Source organism: Gardnerella sp. 26-12, from assembly GCF_001660745.1.
In the GTDB taxonomy this organism is placed as follows: Bacteria; Actinomycetota; Actinomycetes; order Actinomycetales; family Bifidobacteriaceae; genus Bifidobacterium; species Bifidobacterium swidsinskii.
The window spans coordinates 1-16,778 of record NZ_LWSR01000020.1 but is presented as its reverse complement, the minus strand read 5'-3'; the positions used below and the strand labels follow the sequence as shown (position 1 = coordinate 16,778).

Sequence of the window (16,778 nt, the reverse complement as noted above, 5' to 3'; positions counted from 1 at the left end):
AGATGTGTATAAGAGACAGATGTTACAGTTACTACTTCCGATGCTGGAAGTGCAAAAGGTACTGCCAATATGAATGATCTTGTGCTCACTTCTCCTCAGCTTGCTCCAGAGCTTGAGGGCACTACCACTCCTGTAGAAACAATTGAAAATTTCATGGATGTTGAAGAGGTGAAGGGTGTGCTTGAGCGTTACGCATAAATTATGTGTAACAAATAAACGTTTGATTATGCTGATTACGTGCTTACTGCTTTGGCATAGTCATACTGTTATTTCATGCGCTATTCGCTTTTTCTAAATAAAAAGAAGGAAATAAGATGAACATTGTAGTTCAGGTTTTAAATTTCATAAGTCAGCAGATTTTGAATGTGCCGGCTTATTTGATTGGTATTATTGCAGCAATCGGTCTTATCGCACTCAAGCGTAGTGCAGGACAGGTGATTGCAGGCGGCTTAAAGGCTGCTATGGGTTACCTCATTTTGGGTGCAGGTGCTGGCGTTGTTGTTGGCGCTCTTGCTCCATTTGGTGACTTGGTTTTGAAGTCTACTGGTGCTCATGGTGTTGTACCTACAAATGAGGTTATTACTGCTCAGGCTGCAGGTCAGTACGGTGCTACTTCTGCGTACATTATTGTGCTCAGCTTCGTTCTTATGCTTCTTGCTGCACGCTTTACTCCTCTGAAGTACATATTCTTGACTGGTCACCACATGGTGTTCATGTCTATGCTTTTGGCTCTAGTTCTTTCCGTTGGTTTTGGCGCAAGCAACCAGTTGCTTATTGTTATTGTCGGCTCTGTCATTATGGCAACGGTTATGGTTGTTCTACCAGCTTTTGCGCAGCCTTTTATGAACCGTATTACTGGTAGCGATAAGCTCTCGATTGGTCACTTTAACTCCTTAAGTTACATTGTTTCTGGTGCTGTTGGTGCTGCTGTTGGTAAGAAGTCTAAGTCTACTGAAGATATCAACTTCCCTAAGGGATTGAGCTTCTTGCGTGATTCAATGGTCTCCACGACTTTGTTGATGGTTGTGCTGTATTTGGTATTCGCAGTGTGGGCTTCGGTTGTGTTGCCAGTAAAGGAACTCTTCAAGATTTTCGCGTCTCATCCTACGGACTATAGTGCCTTCTACATGGCGGCTTTTGCTCAGGCTTTGCAATTTGGAATTGGTGTTAGTGTCATCCTCTACGGCGTTCGTATTATTTTAGGTGAATTGGTTCCTGCATTCCAGGGTATTGCTAACAAGGTCGTTCCAGGCGCTCGTCCAGCATTGGATATTCCAATCGTATTCCCATACGGTGCTAATGCTTCTCTTATTGGCTTCTTGTCTTCCTTCGTTGGAGGTCTTGTAGCTCTCGGACTTATTGCAATTTGGATGGGTCCAGCTTGGGGATTGGCATTGATTCTCCCAGGAATGGTGCCTCACTTCTTCGATGGTGGTGGTGCAGGCGTGTTTGGTAATGCAACCGGTGGTCGTCGTGGTGCTATTCTCGGTGGTTTTATTAACGGTTTAATTATTACATTCCTTCCAGCAGTATTGCTTACTGTTATGGGTTCCTTCGGCTTGGCAAACTCCACCTTCGGCGATGCTGACTTTGGTTGGATTGGTACTGTTGTGGGTAACTTCGCTCACCTCGGTGCTGGCGTTGGTGCTATAAGCTTGATTATTGTTGCTGTTATTCTGTTTGCCTTGGCTTGGGTATGGCAGGTTAAGGTTGTTAACACTGGCTGGCTTCCTGCAGTAAAGCATGCTGAGTTCATTGAAGAAATTAAGAAGCAAGAGCGTGCTGCTAAGAAAGCAGCTATGGCAGCTAAGGCTGCTGAAACTCATGAGGAGGCTGTTACAAAATAAATAGAGTACGGTAAAAAATTACATTTTAGTTAATGCGCCCAGTTTAGATTTTTCTGGGCGCACGTTTTATATTGACCGTCAAATTATGCAGTTAGCGTTGTTTCTGTAGTGTTTTTTGCTTGAGCGTCACAATCTGCTTGAACAATTAAATTACGTGAACGTTTGCGTTTATTTGTTACTCGCGCAGTTGATTAGTGTTGTGTAATGGTAGATACTTAAATTATGAATATTTCTACAGATTTCACTACTGTTCCAGACGATTATTCTAAAGCTGCGCCGGAGCAGAATAAAATCAATGGAATTCCAGTAGTTTCGTTTCCATTTTATATAGATAAATTGCCATCTTTCGTGCATTATTTGCATTGGCGTTTTGTTGACGACGACGCAATACCGGTATGCGGTTTTGAGTGGATTCACTGGACTGCTGCAAACGTGCCTGTTGAAGCGTTAATGTTTGATTTTAACGATTCTCACGCTTTGCAAATACCGGAAGATTTTTCTCGCACGATGACTTCTATGATTCCAGAAGCGCTTCAAGGACGTAACTCGCAAGCTAGCAGATTTATTGGTTGCACTGATCCAGCAATTACTATGCGTTACAACGGCCCGCAGCCTCCTGATAAAGATCACGAATACATGTTTGAAGTTTTTGGTACAGAAAAGCCTTTGCCAAACCTTAAACCGGGATTCTATATGAATGAATTGTTGCGTGAAGTAAGAAACGTAACTTCAGGTGTAGATGCTGATGGCATGTTCCTTACTGGTAAAGCCTAAACGCAAGCACGAGGGCAACCAATTAGGTCAGCAGTTAACGCCTAAGCGTTAGAATCAAACAGTAATAAATCTAAAAATAAAATATAAAATCTAAAAACAGAGGATGCAAATATGGCATGCACAACAATTCTTGTTGGTCGAAAAGCAAGCTACGACGGATCTACGCTTATTGCGCGTAACGAAGACTCCGCAAATGGCGAATTTAATCCAAAGCGCTTAGTGGTAGTAAAGCCGGAAGATCAACCTCGCGTTTATAAGTCTGTTCTTAGCCACGTAACAGTTGAGTTGCCGGATAATCCAATGCAATACACAAGCGTGCCAAACGCAGACTTGCGCGAAGGAATTTGGGGAGAAGCTGGCGTTAACGAAGCAAACGTTGCAATGAGCGCAACTGAAACGCTTACATCCAACGAGCGTGTGTTAGGCGCAGATTCAATGGTTGAGCTTCAAAAAGCGCAAGGCAAAGTTGGGGATGCTGACTATAAGCCGGAAGTGCCGGGTGGAATTGGTGAAGAAGACTTCTTAACGCTTGTTTTGCCTTATATTCGTAGCGCTCGCGAAGGTGTTGAGCGTTTGGGCGCATTGCTTGAAAAGTACGGCACTTATGAGATGAATGGCGTTGCATTTTCGGATGTGAACGAGATTTGGTGGTTTGAAACTGTCGGTGGTCATCATTGGATTGCTAAGCGTGTGCCGGATGAAGCTTATGTTGTTATGCCAAACCAGCTTGGAATTGACGAGTTCGATTTAGATGATGCTTTTGATCTTCAAGAAGAGCATATGTGCTCGGCTGATTTGCTTGAATTTATTGAAGAAAATCACTTGGATTTGTCGGTGGAAAACGCTTCTCCGTTTAACCCTCGTGATGCTTTTGGCTCTCATTCGGATGCTGACCACGTGTACAACACTCCTCGCGCATGGTTCATGGAGCGCTTCTTGAATCCGTATGACGAAGTGTGGGATGGTAAAGACGCTGATCATCGTCCGGACAGCAACGATATTCCTTGGGCTCGCCAGCCTGAGCGCAAGGTAACAATTGAAGACGTTAAGTACGTTTTGAGCTCTCACTATCAGGGTACTGAGTATGATCCTTACGGCAAGCTTGGAGATGAGTATACTCGTCATATGCTGCGTCCAATCGGCATTAACCGTCAAAGCGAGCTTGCTGTAATGCAAATCCGCCCTTACATGCCGGAAGCAATGCGTGCAATTCAGTGGATTACTTACGGTTCTAATCCTTTCAATTCTTTGATTCCGTTCTATCCAAACGTAAATCGCACTCCAAAGTATTTGGAAGATACGACTACTCGCGTAACAAGCGAAAACTTCTATTGGGAGAATCGCATTATTGCTGCTCTTGCGGATGCCGCATTTAACGACACTGCAAACGCGATTGAGCGCTACCAAGAAGTTGTCGGTTCCCTTGGTCACGCAATGGTCAAGTCTACGGATGCTGCCGTGGCAGATATTCTTGGCGTTGATTTGGCTGATTACGAGCCAGAACGTGAAGGTGATGAAGGCGAAGATTACGATGATTTAGTTCGCGATCCCGAAGCTATTATTGCCGAGCTTCGCAACGATAAAGTGCGTGAGGCTTTGGCTGAAGCAAATGACGATATGGCGGCAAAGTTGAAGAAAGAAACCGATTCTTTGCTTGACACGGTGCTGTACATCACTAGCATGCGTATGAAGAATGGTTTTAATCGTTCTGATCACTGAAATGCAATTAAATAAGTTTTCTCGTAATTGATATGGAAAAACTTACGAAAATAATTTAATAACTCAGATGCCTTCCTAAGAAATGAACTTTTTATTTCATGTGGAAGGCATTTTTGTTATCTTTTGTTATTTTGCTATAGACGTTGCTAATAGCGCGTATAGATATTGCGTGTGGTGCCTATGCTGCGAACAAACAATCGTATAGTATGAATCATGTAATTAACATTATCCGCATGCATAGTTGTGCCAATATGCCTATGAAAGAGGGGTACATGAGCATTCTTGATTCATACACTACAACATTCGGTTTGGTTAAAAAAATTGATGCCTTTGGGTACTTGGATTATTTAAAGCAACATCCAGAGGAGCCTAGGAAGCGCGGTAAAGTTCTGCTTGTTACTGCTGATACTCCTTTGAAAGCTTCTCGCGGAGAAGGTAAAACGACTACAACTATTGCGTTGGTTGATGCTTTGCGTGAGCGAGGTGTGGACGCAGCTGCAGTTCTTCGTCAGCCAAGCATGGGCATTACAGCTGCTGGTTCTAAAGGTGGTGCAAGTGGTGGCGGTAAGTCTTCGCTTTCTCACCCTGAGTTGATTGACTGGGGTTTGTGTGGTGAAATGGCTGCTATTGCTTGCGCGCAGAATTTGCTTGTGTCGTTTGCGGAAAAAGCAGTCGACGAGGGTGCCCTTGATACTATTTTAGTTCCTCGAGTTAGCGAAGTTCCTTCGCGATCTTTGCGAAGCATTGCTGTTGATTTTGGCAAGGGGACTGTTCCTGAGCGCGTCGTTTTGACGCCAACTTGCGAGCTCATGCAAATCGTAGTGTTGTCGCGCAGTATGGACGAGATTTCTCATCGTGTTTCTTCAATGATTGCTGGCACAAAAGACGGTAAGTCTGTTCAGTTTGGCGAGTTTGTGGATTTGTGGCGAATCACCAATATTCTTGCCGACGCTGTAAAGCCTGCTAAAACTGAGACGATTAATGGTTCTCCAATTTACGTTCATTGTGGCCCGTTTGCGAACGTTTCGCTTGGTATTCCAAGCCTTGTAAGTGTTGAAATGGCTTGCGCTGAGCATGATGTTGTGGTTGTAGAAGCAGGTTATGGTACGGATGCTGGTGCTCAAAAGTGGTTAGATATTGCTGCTCGCGAGTTTGGTGCAAAGTGGCCTGCTGCTGCAGTTGTAGTTACTCGCGCAACTACTTGGCGAGATGACGAAACTTTGGCTTGGCGTTACCCATTCCATGTTTCTCGTTTGGAATCTCTTAATATCCCTACGTTCCCGTTGATTAATTTGTGGGAAGGTGAAGATAATCAAGTTCCTGAATTGTTGGAACAAGCTAAGTCTTTAGGATTCAGAAAGCCGATTGTTGGCAATTTATTCCGCGATGGTGGCGATGGTTTGGCAAATCAGCTGGACGATTTTGTGTCTGCAATAACTGATGATGTTGAAACGAAAGTTCCAGAAAGTAGGCGTGGAAAGACGCTTAGGGAGCGAATTAACTTGCTGTGCGCAGAAGCTTACGGTGTTCCTACTGAGCGTGTGATCGATAAAGCAGGTTTTGCTGATTCATTGAAAGAAGCGCAGAATTTGTGTGCAAATTCTGGAGTTGTTTTCGATGACCTCGCGCTTGTTGCTGTAAAGTCGCCAGCAACTATGACTGACGATGATCATGCACCTGAAGATTCTCGCACTGTGACATTGAAGAAAGTGGAAGTTCACGCTGGAGCTGGAGTTGTGCAAGTAAATCTCACATCTTCACTAACTACTCCAATGCCAAAAATAGTGTGAAATATTAATAGTGTGATTTTCTCTTAAATATTGAGATTAATTAAAATTACTTATTAATAGCAAGTAACAAAACGTCGTCGACATATCAATCATGGTGTGTGGGCGACGTTTTGTTTTTGCTTTGTTTACCAAATGGGTTAAAAAGGGAACAAACGCGGGAGAGTTGAAGTTAAATTACGCAAAAGTGCGATGCAACCAATCGCAAGCAAGCTTAACCCACTGCTGAACTTCTGGCTGAACAAATTCAGTAAGCACATTTCCGTTTTCGTCGCGTTTTGCTGTTTCTTTAACTGCCAAAGCTAAGCCGTGAGGTCCTTTAGGGAACAGGTGCGCTTCAACACTTACTCCAGCTTCAACGCAAGCGTTCACAAACATTATTGAATTTTCTACTGGAACTGTTTGATCAGTAATGGTTTGCCATACAAATACAGGTGGAGTTTTACGATCCACGTGATTTTCCAGCGAAAGTTTATTGACAAGTTCAGTTCGCTCTTCGTCGTTGCTAACTTCTCCAAATAGACGATCGAACGTTGGCTTATGCGCATATTTCCCAGCAGAAATAACAGGATATGCGAGCATAAGAGCATTTGGTCGCACGTCATCAGCAGCATACCCGTTTGCTTCCTCAACTTCGTCGCTAACGCTAGTTGCAAGGTTTGCAGCCACATGCCCTCCAGCGGAGAATCCAATAATTGCAACTTTTTGCGCATCTACGTGCCATTCTTTTGCGTTTTTGCGAATTAAGCTCATCGCTTCTGCTGCTTCTAAAAGCTGAGTTGGGTATGTGCTTGGAGTAAGCGAGTATCGCAACACAAAAGTGTGGAATCCTTCTGCAGCAAACTTCATGGCAACAGGCTCTGCCTCACGATTCGATACGCGCAAGAAGCCACCGCCTGGCAAAATTAGAATTGCAGGACGGTTTTGCAAGCCTTTGCTATCTAAATTATCGTCTAAAATATACCCAATAAGCTGCGCATCGCTTCCATCTATACTTTTTATTTTCTGATTTATAATCTTCATAGTGTCTCTTTTCGTTTCGCTTATATTGCAATTACACTAAGCATAATTCTAATCAAATACCTCGCTTTGTAAGTGCGTTCTTTTATAAATTCGTGTAGAGTTTTAAGAAGTTTTATAAGGAGATTCAAGATGTGTAACGAAGAAGATAGTTTAGGTAAAGTTGTTTTAGCTGCTACGCCTATCGGGAATATGGCAGACGCTTCTGCACGATTAATTAATCTTCTTGAAACTGCTGATATTGTTGCTGCTGAAGACACGCGTAGGCTTTATGATTTAGCGAATCGCCTTGGTGTACATGTTTCTGGTAGCGTAATCGCATATCACGATCATAATGAGCGAAATAAGGCAGATGGTTTGCTAGACAAAGTTGAGCAGGGTAGCACTGTTCTTGTTGTTTCAGACGCAGGTATGCCTACCATTAACGACCCGGGTCTTGCTGTTGTTCGACGTGCAATAGAGCGAGATTTGCCTGTTACTTGCGCGCCTGGTCCTAGTGCAGTTTTAGATGCGCTTGCTCTTTCTGGATTGCCGACTGATCGCTTCTGTTATGAAGGCTTTTTGCCTCGTAAATCTGGTGAGCGTCAACAGCATTTGCGCTCACTTAAAGCCGAGCGACGAACAATAGTATTTTATGAGGCTCCACATCGTATTGCAGAAGCAATGGAAGACATATTGGCAGTGCTTGGTTCTAATCGTCCAATGGCGTTATGCCGTGAACTTACAAAAGATTTTGAGGAAATTCGTCGTGGAACTGTGCAAAGTATTCACGATGGTGTTTTAGCGGATCCTCCTCGAGGTGAAATAGTTTTAGTTATCGGTGGTGCAAGTGACGAAGAAGTACAGTCTGAAAGCACAGATTTAAGCATTGATGCTCTTGCAAAGCTTTCGCTTGAATGTGCAGAATCCGAAGGTTTGCGCATAAAAGAAGCAATTACAAAAGTAGTAAAAGAGCATCCGTTTGCTGACGGATCTTTTGCTAATCGTAAGCAAGTTTATGCGTCTTGTCTTGAGCATAAACCTAATCAGAAATAAGATTTCTGCTTTTGCTACTATTTTTTGCTTTCTATTCATTGCTGTCATACGCAGAAAATAGCACTTCAAAACTGTAACGAACGTCAGGTCCACCTTGTTGAGAAATATATTCTAAAATTTGCGCGTCTGCTGAAGGGTTTGCAATAATCCATTTTCGAAGTTCCGGTATTTTTTGCGCGATGTACCATAGCACTTCCGTTTTTGTTGCAGGGTCGATAGCAACAGATGGCGTGAGTATTATAGGTGGTTTTGGAGGGCTGTTTGTTTTAGTTGCATAAGAGTTCTTCATTTCCATGGTTTGTTTGCTTCTTTCGCAATGTTTCGTATCCAATTTCTTGCATGTATTGAGCCTGGGAAATATGGGTTTCCGTCAATAGTACGTTTGCATTTTCGCAAGTCAATGCTGTATTTAGATATCAATAGGTGAGCAATATCTTTTCTATAAGGTTCGTGCTCTTCGTTTTCGCTTGGAGTGTACGCTAAATCGCAAATTGTTCGTTCTGGCGTTGTTATTCTAATTTTTCCAAGTATTACGTATTCTTCATTGTTTAAGTGTCTTCGAAATGCGCGAATCGCATGACCGTGCGGCTTTTTTCTTCTGTGCCCATAATCAATAACATCTATATTTTCAGGAAAATGACCTCCTATCCAAACCCATGCTGCAGTAAATAAACAGGCTATGCTTTCTGTAGGCATAAGATTGCTCACAATATTGCTTCTTCCTTGAGTGGAAATAGCTGCCTTATTTGAATATCCTGCATTTAAATCAAGCCTATTGAATACACCAATTTGAGAAAGTTTTTTCATGCACATTGGACCTGGTAAATGGTTGTCGTCAAGTAATTCTGGGAATTGCGTTTGTGTTTCTTCGCAAATATCCAATAAATTGCGCATATTTTGTTGGTTTTTCAATTTTCTTTAATCCTTTCTTTTTGCATATTTATTTTTCAGCGCGATTATTTACGATTCGTATTGTGCATATTGTTGTTTTTTTAGTGCATGTTTTCTAGTGCATTAGTTTCGTAGTGCATAAGTTGAGATTATGTTTATATTTGCTTCAATTCCAGGCTGGTTTTATAACTTGTGGATATGTGGATGAACTCGTGTGAGGCTTGTTATCCAGCGTGTTTTTCTCGTATATTTGGGATTCTTTTTGCAATGTTCTTATGTACTGTCCGCGTTGAACAAGATAATAATTGTCTATGAGTCATATTTTGGTGAATGTTGCTTGGCCGTATGCTAACGGCCCTCGTCATATTGGTCACGTCGCAGGCTTCGGGGTCCCATCAGACGTATATGCGCGTTACGAGCGCATGAAAGGTAATGACGTATTAATGGTGTCTGGCACGGATGAGCACGGTACACCTATTTTGGTTGAAGCAGATAAGGAAGGTGTTTCTGCACAAGAGCTTGCTAATCGTTATAATCGTGTGATTACTAAGGATTTGTGCGATTTAGGTTTGAGCTACGATTTGTTCACGCGTACTACCACTGCAAATCACGAGCATGTTGTGCAAGAAATGTTCCGTCAGTGCTTAAAGAACGGCTATATTTACAAGGGCACTCAGAAGGTTGCTATTTCTCCTTCCACTGGTCGTACTTTGCCAGATCGTTATATTGAAGGCACATGCCCATTGTGTGGCGCAGATGGTGCTCGTGGCGATCAATGTGATGCTTGTGGAAACGAGCTTGATCCGGATGAGCTTATTAATCCAGTTTCTAAAATTAATGGTGAAACTCCGCGCTTTGAAGAAACTGAACATTATTTCCTAGATTTGCCTGCTTTGGCTGAAGCGAATGTTAACTGGCTTCATTCTCGCGAAGGTTGGCGCACGAATGTTATTAATTTCTCGCTTGGATTATTTAATGAAGTAAAGCCGCGAGCTATTACGCGCGATATTGATTGGGGCATTCCTGTTCCTGTTGAAGGATGGATTGATAATCCAAATAAGCGTTTATATGTTTGGTTTGATGCTGTTATTGGCTACTTGTCTGCATCTATTGAATGGGCTCGTCGACAAGGCAAGCCAGAGGCTTGGCGTGATTGGTGGTGTGATCCTAAGTCTCCTGGATACTACTTCATGGGCAAAGATAACATTACTTTCCATTCTCAGATTTGGCCTTCGGAAATGCTTGCCTACAACGGTGCTGGTTCTAAAGGTGGTGAGGCTGGCATTTATGGCCCATTGAACATGCCTGAACAGGTTGTTGCTTCTGAGTTCATGACTATGGAAGGCAAGAAGTTCAGCTCTTCGCGCGGAATCGTGATTTATGTGAAGGATATTTTGGCACGTTACCCTGTAGATGCTGTGCGTTACTACATTTCTATTGCGGGTCCAGAAAATTCTGATGCTGATTTTACTTGGGCTGAGTTTGCTCGTCACAATAACGAAGAACTTGCTGCAAGCTGGGGTAATCTTGTCAATCGTGTGGCAAATCTTATTAATAAGAACTTTGGTGTAATTCCTCCTCTTGATGAAGATTCTATGACTGCAATGGATCGCGCTCTTCTCGATCAAACTTCTGATGCTTTTGCTTTGGTTGGTAGTTTGATTGAGCGTCATCGTCAGAAGAATGCTCTTACTGAAGCAATGCGAGTAGTTGCGGATATTAATAAATATATTTCTGCAACTGAGCCTTGGAAAATTAAAGATGATGAGGCTCGCCTTGGTACTGTGTTGCATGTTGCAGCTCAGGCTGTTTCGGATGCTAATCATCTGCTTGCGCCATTCTTGCCTCATGCAGCTCAAAAAGTTTGGGAAGCACTTGGTGGCACTGGCGTATTCTCGCCTTTGCCTCATATTGAAGAAGTTGAAGATTTGGATAATCCAGACTTCAAGTATCCGATTATTACGGGCGATTATCGCTTGGGGGAAACTGTTCATCCTTGGGAGAGTGAGGAGTTGGTAGCAGGTACGCCTGTGCCTAAGCCAAGTCCTATTTTTGCCAAGATTTCAAAAGAAGCAGTTGAGGAGGAGCTTGAGCGTTTTGCATCTGCTTTGTCCGAGCGTCAGCGTGTCGAAGCGGAAAGACTTGCTGCAGCAAAAAAATCTTTGGAAAATAGTGAGAAATAGGTTGAAATTCTCAATAAATAAATTGACAATAAAACCTAGATAGCAAATCCCAAAGTGCGAGCCGCCGCCACTGGAACTGCTTCATCTGCCCAATAATCCTCAAGGTTCTCATCAGTGGAAAGTGAACGCATTTCTGCACGATCAATATAAAGTTCACCACGAAGATGATCTGTTTCGTGCTGGAAAATACGCGCAGGCCAACCATGCAAACGCTCGGAATGTTGTTTGCCGTCCTCATCCTGCCAAGTAGCCTGAATATCAAGCCAACGTTGACGTACAGCCTGATAGCCGGAAACGCTTAAACAACCTTCATAAAAACTACGAGTTTGCGTACCAATAGGCTCATAATGAGGGTTAATAATAGCTCTAAACGGAAGCTCTGCGATGTCACGAGGATCGTCCTCATCATCACGAACATGATCTTCAATAACAGCAATAGCAAGACCAAGACCAATTTGAGGAGCAGCTAAACCAACTCCCGGAGCTTCCAACATTGTGCTATGCATTAACGAAATTAGCTTAGTAAGAGTTGCACGTGTAAGCTGACCATCATACGCAACAGTACGCTGGCGAAGAACAGGCTCACCTGCCTGCACAATCGGCAAAATGCCGTCTTCTGTAGCGGAATCAAGCAAGCGCTCAACAGCGCGACTGAGCTTAGTATCAACACTTGCGTGATGCGTAAACATAGGACTCCTTTTCACCGTTTTAAATAACGCGCATAATAACGCGAAAATATACAAAATTTACATGCCGCGAGCAGAATTTGAAAGCAGCACTAAAGATATAAGTGTATCAAAATTATTTGCGCACTGCTAGAGCCGACTGAGATGTAAGCAAACAGAGAACGCAAAAGTAAGCAAACTTATAACTTCAGATTATCAACCACAACTTGAGCAAGACGAGCGCAAACCTCATCCGCCTGAGTTTGAGTTGCAGCCTCGCACATAACGCGCACAAGAGGCTCGGTGCCGCTAGGACGCAAAAGCACGCGACCTGTATCTCCAAGAAGTTTCGATTCTTTCTCAACAGCTGCAAGCACAGCTGCGTTAGTTTTCGAAGCCATTTTATCTACATTTGGCACATTTACAAGAGCTTGCGGAAGCTGTGGGAAGTCTGCAGCCATTTGCGAAAGTTTCTTGCCTGAACGCACAACTTCACGGCACAAAGTCAAAGCAGTAAGCGTACCGTCGCCGGTGGTTGCAAATTCGCGATTAATAACGTGACCAGACTGCTCGCCGCCGAGCGAATAATCGTGCTTGAGCATTTCTTCAAGAACGTAGCGATCGCCAACGTTTGTTTGCACTGTTGCAATATCCATATCTTTAAGAGCAAGTTTTAAGCCAAGATTGCTCATAACTGTAACTACAAGAGTGTCATGATTAAGCTTGCCTTCAGCCTTTTTAGCGCGAGCAAGAATACCCATAATTTGATCGCCATTAACCATATTGCCGTTTTCATCGACAGCCAAGCAGCGGTCTGCGTCGCCATCAAACGCAACACCTAAATCAGCCTTAGAAGCTTTAACCATAGCTTGTAACTGCTCAGGATGAGTCGAGCCCGCATGATCGTTAATGTTGTAGCCGTCAGGAGATGCGTTAATAACTACAACTTCTGCACCAGCGCGGCGCAAAGCCTCAGGAGCAACAACAGAAGTAGCACCATTCGCGCAATCTGCTACAACACGCAAACCTGCAAGCGGCTTTGGGCGCGTAGTAGAAGCGTTACTTAAAGGCGCAACAGCAGAAACTAAATGATCAATATACAAGTTAGTAGCTGTAGTAGTATCATGGCTGACTCGACCTACACCAGCACCAGTTGGACGCTCCCAATCTTGACCAAGCACAGCCTCAATCTCATCTTCCTTGCTATCTGGAAGCTTAAAGCCTCCGCGCGCAAAGAATTTAATGCCGTTATCTGGCATAGGATTATGCGACGCAGAAATAACAGCACCCATTTCAACGTTAAGCACGGAAGTGAGGAAAGCAACGCCAGGAGTTGGGATAATTCCAGCATCGATAACATCAAAACCGCCAGCACTCATGCCAGCAGCGAGAGCAGAAGCTAGAAAATCGCCAGAAACGCGAGTATCTCTACCAATAAGCGCGCGGCGACGAGCGTGAGCGGAGCGAGAAGAAGTATCTGATGACGCTTCTTCTTCTGCAGCAGACGCAACCGCGCTTTTATCTCCCAAAACGCGCACTGCAGCGTCACCTAAATCTAACGCAAGTTGCGCTGTTAAATCGCGATTTGCTAATCCACGCACACCGTCTGTACCAAACATTCTTGGCATAATAAAGCCTCTTTCGCAAAAATCACTTCATCCTGCGCGCAAGCAAACAACATCGCATACTAGCGCGTCACACACTATCCGCAATTCTACTCACTGTTTCGCATAACGCGCTAGCGCAGCAAAGAAGCTTTGCAGTAATACTTCTGCGAACATCGATTACTTGTTGATTAGTGAACTTTAACATTCATGCTCTGCAGATATTGAATACTTATCCCCTAGTGGACACTAGCATTCGCGCTGCTGCACAAACTGCACCAGACTCTCCTACCACACCACAAAACACTAGCGTTTTTATCAGTAGTGAGGGGTGGGTGTTGCTTGGTCGAGCAATATAAAAGCGGAGCGATAGTAATAATCGTGATGATGAATAACTATTTCCGCAGAAAAAGTAAGCAAAAAACTAAACTTAACTACCTATCCACTAGTCCAAATGAGGCATAGGAGCGTAGCGCTGCGAGACAAGTAACCCCACCCCTCACAGCCACTCCAGAAAACTGCCAGCCAAGCACCACATTAAACAAAAAAACTCGCGCCACATTAAACAAGAACTTACTTGCTCAATGCAGCGCGAAAGCAGGACATCGCACTAGCGCAAAGAAGCGTTGTAATGCTGCACTTTAAGCGTGCGACGCGAAGAATCAAGGCTACCAAGCACCATGCGTCGCAAAGCCTGATCCGCATCAGCATGAGCCTCAAGCCACTTTTCACCGTGCTTAACCAGCTCCTCAACCGGCGCATACACAGGATACAAGCCCTCAATCAGAGCCTCAGCCATATGGAATGTGCGGTTCTTCCAAATCCACTCAACTTCAGCAAAGTAGCGCTCAACATAAGGCTTAACCAAATCGCCTTTAGCTGTGCTTGCAAAGCCGGCAACCACAGCACCCATTTGCATATTAGTTAAATCGAGATTACGCAAAGCCTGTTCGAAAGCCCAATCCTTAGCTTCTGCAGTTGAGCGAGCTGCACGAGCTTGGTAAGCATATTCGCGATTCTCGGTAGTATCGCGCTTAGCGAGTTCCGCGTCAATTCCAGCTTCGTCCAAAGCATTCACGCCTGCGAGCGCAATCAAAATGCTCCAGCGCAAGTCGTTGTCGATTTCCAAGCCTTCCAAGCGCACGGAACCGTCGAGCAAGCCGTTAGCTACGCGCAAGAACTCAGCATCTCCAACTTCGCCGTATCCAAGATAAGCCTTAACGAGCTGGAATTGCTCGTCGGAACCTGCAGAAGCTGCCAAAGCCAACTGCCACAATTCGTGAGCAACATGCTTTGCGACTTCTGCTTGACGCTCTGGGACAACGTAGTGGCTTGCAGTTACTTTCACTTGACCAAGAGCATAGCGGAAAGTAGTTGATTCGCGCTCAGTTGCCAAAGCTTTAAGGCTGAGTTCTACGAAGCGTTCTGCTGGGAATTCTGCGTCGCGAGTCATGTCCCACAACGCGAGCCAAATAAGTGAGCGAGTCAAAGAATCCTTGAAACGATACAAGTTTTCGGCAGCAAATTCAAGCGACTTTTCGTCAAAACGTAGCTTCGTGTAAGTCAAGTCGTCGTCGTTTACAAGGATAAGTGCTGGCATTTTTTCGCCGCGCGCCTCAACAACTTCCGTCACTTCGCCGTCTACGTCAAGTTCGATTCGCTTTGTGCGCTTAATTTCGCCAGTTGCTTCGTCTACATTGTAGAATCCAACAGCCAAACGGTGTGCGCGAAGAACAGGATGCTCAGCTGGCGCGCTCTGACGCAAACGCAAGGAAGCAATAGTGCCGTCACCTGCTTCTTCGACTTCGGTAGAAATCGTGTTAATTCCAGCCTTTTCAAGCCATTGAGCACTCCAAGCTTTAAGATCGCGGCCGCTTGTAAGCTCTAACTCGTGCAACAAATCGGCCAAAGTTGCGTTGCTGTATGCGTGCTTGCTCAAGTAGTTGTGAATTCCTTCAAAGAACTTTTCGCGACCAACATACGCTACGAGTTGCTTCAATACGGAAGCACCCTTTGCATAAGTGATGCCGTCGAAGTTGACGGAAGTGTCATTCAAATCGTTGATTGGAGCCACGATTGGGTGCGTTGTTGGAAGCTGATCTTGATTAAGTGCCCAGCTTTTTTCGCCGGAATTGAAAGTGCTCCAAGCGTCATGCCATTCGGTTGCTTCAGCAGTTGCAAGAGTAGAAGTGAATTCTGCGAAGGATTCGTTAAGCCACAAATCATTCCACCACTTCATGGTCACGTAGTCGCCGAACCACATGTGTGCAAGCTCATGCAAAACTGTTACAACGCGGCGCTCAGCATAAGCGTCCGTGACTTTGGATTCAAACACGTACTGGTCGCGAATCGTAACCATACCAATGTTTTCCATAGCTCCAGCGTTATATTCTGGCACGTAAATCTGATCGTACTTTGCGTACGGATACGGCACTCCCCAAGTCTTAGCGTAGAAAGCAAAACCTTTCTTCGTAATATCGAACAAGTAGTCAACGTCTTTTGCAAAAGCGTCTTTAAGTGCCTGACGGCAGTACATTGCCATTGGCACTACGCGACCGTCTTCGTTGTCGTAAGTTGTATGCCATTGCGCGTAAGGTCCTGCGCAAATAGCAGTTAAATAAGAGCTCATCTTTGGAGTTGACTCGAATACCCAGCGCTTCATGCCTTCTACAGCACCATTTTCCAAAGTGCCTGCTTCAGTTTCGCGGCCCTCTAACGCTGTTTCGCTTTTAATTGGCATGTTTGAAGTAACGATCCAGCTTTCTGGAGCATCAACCGTAAAATCAAAAACAGCTTTCAAATCTGGCTGATCAAATACAGCATAAACACGGCGAGCATCCGGCACTTCGAACTGAGTATATAAATACACGTTTCCGTCAGAAGGATCGACACTTCTGTGCAAACCCTCGCCCGTGTTGGAATACTGGCAGTTTGCTACAACTTCTACGGTATTATGCTCAAGCAAATTTGCAAGCTCAATTCGGCTGTCTGCAAAAACTTTAGAAACGTCAAGATCGGTACCGTTTAACACCACGGATTCTACGCTGTTTGCAATTAAATCGAGGAAGCTTGCGCTACCAGCCTTAGCATCGAACTCAATCTTTGTGCGCGAAGTAAAATCGCGTCCGCCTTTTCCTAAATCGAGCGCAACATCGTAGTGAATTGGCATTTGGATAGCGTCGAAACGCTCTTGAGCTTCTACGCGAGTAAGATTTGCTCCTGGCATATTTTGTACCTTTCTTATTTTTTCTTA

Annotated in this window: 13 protein-coding genes; 7 read left to right on the top strand and 6 right to left on the bottom strand. The window is 44.3% G+C overall.

Features of this window, described 5'->3' with window-relative positions; genetic code table 11:
- Positions 1-69: 69 nt before the first annotated feature.
- From A5295_RS06550 to A5295_RS02100, 5 genes are all read left to right on the top strand, one after another.
- Positions 70-198, top strand: coding sequence for a hypothetical protein (locus tag A5295_RS06550; protein ID WP_255358935.1), 129 nt, complete (start codon positions 70-72; stop codon positions 196-198).
- A 116-nt stretch (positions 199-314) separates the two neighbouring features.
- Positions 315-1,847: a PTS ascorbate transporter subunit IIC gene (locus tag A5295_RS02115; RefSeq protein ID WP_012914509.1), complete on the top strand. Its 1,533-nt coding sequence runs from the start codon at positions 315-317 to the stop codon at positions 1,845-1,847.
- A 222-nt stretch (positions 1,848-2,069) separates the two neighbouring features.
- Positions 2,070-2,621: a YbhB/YbcL family Raf kinase inhibitor-like protein gene (locus A5295_RS02110; RefSeq protein WP_004108030.1), complete on the top strand. Its 552-nt coding sequence runs from the start codon at positions 2,070-2,072 to the stop codon at positions 2,619-2,621.
- A gap of 111 nt (positions 2,622-2,732) precedes the next feature.
- On the top strand, positions 2,733-4,340 hold the full coding sequence (locus A5295_RS02105; protein ID WP_064621578.1) for a C69 family dipeptidase: 1,608 nt from the start codon (positions 2,733-2,735) through the stop codon (positions 4,338-4,340).
- A gap of 272 nt (positions 4,341-4,612) precedes the next feature.
- Complete coding sequence (locus A5295_RS02100; protein ID WP_004108022.1) at positions 4,613-6,130, top strand: formate--tetrahydrofolate ligase; 1,518 nt, start codon at positions 4,613-4,615, stop codon at positions 6,128-6,130.
- Positions 6,131-6,304: 174 nt separating this feature from the next.
- Here A5295_RS02100 and A5295_RS02095 read toward each other — a convergent pair whose 3' ends face one another.
- Positions 6,305-7,150 carry an alpha/beta hydrolase gene (locus A5295_RS02095; protein ID WP_064621577.1) on the bottom strand — a complete coding sequence of 282 codons (846 nt, stop codon included), beginning with the start codon at positions 7,148-7,150 and terminating at the stop codon, positions 6,305-6,307.
- 129 nt (positions 7,151-7,279) lie between these two features.
- Here A5295_RS02095 and rsmI point away from each other — a divergent pair, with 129 nt between their 5' ends.
- On the top strand, positions 7,280-8,182 hold the full coding sequence (gene rsmI, locus A5295_RS02090; RefSeq protein WP_012914505.1) for a 16S rRNA (cytidine(1402)-2'-O)-methyltransferase: 903 nt from the start codon (positions 7,280-7,282) through the stop codon (positions 8,180-8,182).
- Between the two features lie 31 nt (positions 8,183-8,213).
- Here the strand turns inward: rsmI and A5295_RS02085 are convergent, their stop codons facing one another.
- Positions 8,214-8,477, bottom strand: coding sequence for a hypothetical protein (locus A5295_RS02085; RefSeq protein ID WP_012914504.1), 264 nt, complete (start codon positions 8,475-8,477; stop codon positions 8,214-8,216).
- A complete protein-coding gene (locus A5295_RS02080) occupies positions 8,468-9,076 on the bottom strand; it encodes a hypothetical protein (protein WP_004108009.1) in 609 nt (202 codons plus the stop codon). The genes A5295_RS02085 and A5295_RS02080 overlap by 10 nt, the downstream gene beginning before the upstream one ends.
- A 308-nt stretch (positions 9,077-9,384) precedes the next feature.
- Here A5295_RS02080 and metG point away from each other — a divergent pair, with 308 nt between their 5' ends.
- Complete coding sequence (metG, locus tag A5295_RS02075) at positions 9,385-11,256, top strand: methionine--tRNA ligase (RefSeq protein ID WP_041160534.1); 1,872 nt, start codon at positions 9,385-9,387, stop codon at positions 11,254-11,256.
- Between the two features lie 35 nt (positions 11,257-11,291).
- On the opposite strand, the gene A5295_RS02070 is transcribed toward metG, so the two are convergent.
- From A5295_RS02070 to pepN, 3 genes are all read right to left on the bottom strand, one after another.
- Positions 11,292-11,945, bottom strand: coding sequence for a peptide deformylase (locus A5295_RS02070; protein ID WP_004107289.1), 654 nt, complete (start codon positions 11,943-11,945; stop codon positions 11,292-11,294).
- Between the two features lie 176 nt (positions 11,946-12,121).
- Entirely contained in the window at positions 12,122-13,549 is a 1,428-nt protein-coding gene (glmM, locus tag A5295_RS02065) for a phosphoglucosamine mutase (protein WP_032842554.1), read from the bottom strand.
- 586 nt (positions 13,550-14,135) lie between these two features.
- Positions 14,136-16,751, bottom strand: a complete 2,616-nt coding sequence (pepN, locus tag A5295_RS02060; RefSeq protein ID WP_064621576.1) for an aminopeptidase N — start codon at positions 16,749-16,751, stop codon at positions 14,136-14,138.
- Positions 16,752-16,778: the final 27 nt, after the last annotated feature.